Genomic DNA, 3,112 nt, shown 5'->3' with positions numbered 1-3,112 from the left:
TGATTCAGGCGCTTTGCGCGCTCGCGGTGTGTCCCAGCGCCACGAAGACGGTGCGCACGATACCGGCAGCATCCAGCCCGGCGTCGGCATACATCTTTTCGGGCTTGGCGTGATCGACAAAAGTTTCGGGCAACACAAGCGGACGTACACCCACGCTGTCCGAGCAGCGTCAGGCGCGCGCCAAACATCCGCCACTACGGAGCAAATCTGGGCACCGAATTCAGGTAGAGCAGTCTTTGCGTGGCGGGATCAGTGACGCGACATGGCCGAAATTCTGCGCTATACTATGCCTGCCGGCCGCACACACAGGAGTGTAGCCATGAAACTGCTCTTTTACCTCGCGACGGTAACGATAGCGTTCTCAGCCTCCAGCGTCGCCGCTGAACTCACGGCGGAGGTTCCCAAGGGAGATCCCGAGTTCACCGCAAAAGCGATGTCCGCTGCCCCAGCGGATATCGGGAAGGACGCCACAATCACTCGGATAGGTGATGGCTTCAAGCTGACGCCCATCAAGACTGGAACGAACGGATGGACCTGCGCTGTCGCTCCCAGCGGCGAGCCGTGGTGTGCCGATGCCGCCGGGCTTGAATGGTTCGAGGCGATTTCGACCAAGGCCGAGCCGCCTGACAAGACCGGCTTCATCTACATGCTCGCCGGAGACCTAGGCACCAGCAACCATGATCCTTATGCGACCGACAAGTCGCATTGGGTGCAAACGGGTCCGCATGTCATGATAGTCGGGAAGGCGGCGCATGAGATGGCGGCGAGTTATCCGAACAGTTTGGACCCCGATCCAAAGAATTCCTACGTAATGTTTCCGGGGACCAAGTATCAGCACCTGATGCTTCCTGCAGGCACGGCAGCCCACAGCCAGTAGCGGCCTCCACCGCCGCGTCTTGGCCGGTCGCGGCGGATTTTCTCGCCCCGAAAGACATCACCGACATGTGCCGCTTCGTGCGCAGCCAGTAGACGGCCGCGTGTCAAGATGATGAATCTCAGAGGGTCGAGGTGAAAGCACCGGCAAAGTCAGGTGACGACGACCCGTTGCTGTCTTCCACACAATCGCGACAAACAGCTCGATTTGACCCGAGGCAGACACTGCGCGGCAGCATCGCTCTGCTCAATTCGCGAGGTTCTGGAATGGAGGAGCGGCGGTAAGGACCTGACGTGAGCCAGTTACTGGCGAAGCGGTGCGGCAGGAAGGCCGGCTGCGCAAGCGTGGCCGACCAGCCTGTCCGTCATTGTCCGATCCCTGAACAATGCGGTATCGCGGATGTATTCGGCCGAGAGCGACGGGTCGAGCGCGAGGGCCTGCAAAACCAGATGCCGTGCATCTTCGATTTCCCCGCGCTCCATGTGCCCCGCAACGCAATAGATCAGCGTGCGACGGGTCTGGGACGGCAGGGCGCGGCCAACCGCGAACATCTCGTCATATCTGCCAAGAGCGTAAAGAGAGGCAATCCGCTCCTCGGTGACCCAGACCGGTAGAAACGGGTCGAGAACCTCGGCACGGTCGAGCAGGCCAAGTGCCCGCTCCGGTTCCCCCGCATAGAGGTAGAACTCCGCACACATGCCGATCAGGAAGGCGTCATTCGGTGCGAGTTCGATCGCCCGCTCATGATGGTGACGGGACGCGGCAAAGTCGCCGCCCCTCAGCTTCATCGCACCCATAATGCGATGGGCTTCCGGATCCGTCGGGTCGAGCTCCAGAGCATGCGCTATCTGCTTCTTCGCCAGGTCAAGATCAAAGTCGGGCAGGCTGCTCCACGCACAGACATGCATCGCGAATGCCCGGCCGAAACTCGCATCCGCTTCCATTGACCTTTCGAACCATCGCATCGCCTCCCGGTAGTAGTGATCGGCTAGGCCACCCAACCGATGGTTTTCGATGCCCATGAGATAGCATTCATACGCCGACATGTTCTCGGGTCGCTTCAGGCGCGCGGCGGCCAGTTCGGTTTGCTCGATGCGGCCGGCGACGGTGGCGGCAACCCGCGCCGTAATCTCGTCGATGACGTCGAGTACGTCGTCAAACGGACGCTGGATCCGGTCCGACCATATCAGGCGCCCCTGCTCAGTCTCAACGAGTGAAACGTTGAGGCGCACACGCGAGCCTATCTTGCGCACCGAGCCCGCCAACACGAATGCCACACCAAGTGACCTGCCGATTTCCACCGGGTCTTTCGTTGCGAGAGCCGTCGAGGCGGAACGGGAGCTGACGAAAAGGCTCTTCAATCGGCCCAGTTCAAGCGTCAGATCATCGGTCAGACCCTCGGCGAGAAACAACTGGTCATGATCCGCAGGCGATGCTGCGGAAAACGCCGCGACCGCGACCGAGTTCGGATGGATCGGTGAGGAAGGTGCAATTCGGGTAGGAGCCGATTGGAATCGGGGGCGATCGACTGTCGACCTGACCCGAAAAACCCGGATCGGCGAAGATATCCCTTTGAATTTTCTCTCACCGATCTCCTCAAACGTACATGGGGAAACGCGGTGAACATAATCATAGAGCGGCCCGGTGACGTCGATCTCCCCCGCGTCGGCGGCAGACTGCAAACGCGCTGCGACATTCACTCCATCGCCACGGAGATCACCACCCACTACTACAACGTCGGCAAGGTGCAGCCCAAAGCGCATGTCGCGAGCCGTCGCGCCAGATACCGCGGCGATGGCAATTCGCGCCTCCATTGCCGCTTTCAGCGCGTTGACGGGGCTGGAGAATTCGGCGAGCACGGCATCACCGGCGGTGTTGAAAACTCGCCCGTCGTGACTGATGACAACATCTCCGACCGTCTTCATGCAATCGGCGATGCGTGCAACGACCCTCTCTTCGTCGGACTCCATGGCTGAGGTAGAACCGACGAAATCGGCCACCATGATCGCAGCCAGTCTTCGTTGCATGTTGTTCACCTCGCAACGAGGTCATAGTCCGCCAACAAGCATGCCATATTCGCTGGCGGCAAGCACGAAATACGTTCGCTTCACCGGCGTCGCCAACGTCCTGCCCTCCACACACGGTAGCAAGCGTCAGGATTTCACTCTGCCTCTGAGAAGATTGGCCGCGAGACCAGAGACACCGTAGGCGAATGCCAAATGACAACACAAACAGTCA

Annotated in this window: 3 protein-coding genes; 1 reads left to right on the top strand and 2 read right to left on the bottom strand. The window is 60.2% G+C overall.

Translation table 11 applies throughout. The features are described 5' to 3' along the window. Nucleotides 1-4 precede the first annotated feature (4 nt). A complete protein-coding gene (locus tag ACWUKX_RS30890) occupies nucleotides 5-154 on the bottom strand; it encodes a hypothetical protein (RefSeq protein WP_456010445.1) in 150 nt (49 codons plus the stop codon). A 165-nt stretch (nucleotides 155-319) separates the two neighbouring features. Between ACWUKX_RS30890 and ACWUKX_RS30885 the strand changes: the two genes are divergently transcribed. Continuing rightward, on the top strand, nucleotides 320-877 hold the full coding sequence (locus ACWUKX_RS30885) for a hypothetical protein (RefSeq protein ID WP_456010444.1): 558 nt from the start codon (nucleotides 320-322) through the stop codon (nucleotides 875-877). Nucleotides 878-1,176: 299 nt separating this feature from the next. Here ACWUKX_RS30885 and ACWUKX_RS30880 read toward each other — a convergent pair whose 3' ends face one another. After that, nucleotides 1,177-2,877, bottom strand: a complete 1,701-nt coding sequence (locus ACWUKX_RS30880) for an adenylate/guanylate cyclase domain-containing protein (protein WP_456010443.1) — start codon at nucleotides 2,875-2,877, stop codon at nucleotides 1,177-1,179. Nucleotides 2,878-3,112 lie beyond the last annotated feature (235 nt).

This window comes from Mesorhizobium sp. f-mel (assembly GCF_053850215.1).
The sequence above is the reverse complement of the archived record's forward strand: the minus strand, read 5'-3'. Positions and strand labels throughout refer to the sequence as shown.

What these genes read in the sequence shown, in the direction of transcription:
- ACWUKX_RS30885 (WP_456010444.1), top strand. Translation starts at nt 320, where the DNA reads ATGAAACTGCTCTTTTACCTCGCGACGGTAACGATAGCGTTCTCAGCC.
- ACWUKX_RS30880 (WP_456010443.1), bottom strand. Translation starts at nt 2,877, where the DNA reads ATGGTGGCCGATTTCGTCGGTTCTACCTCAGCCATGGAGTCCGACGAA.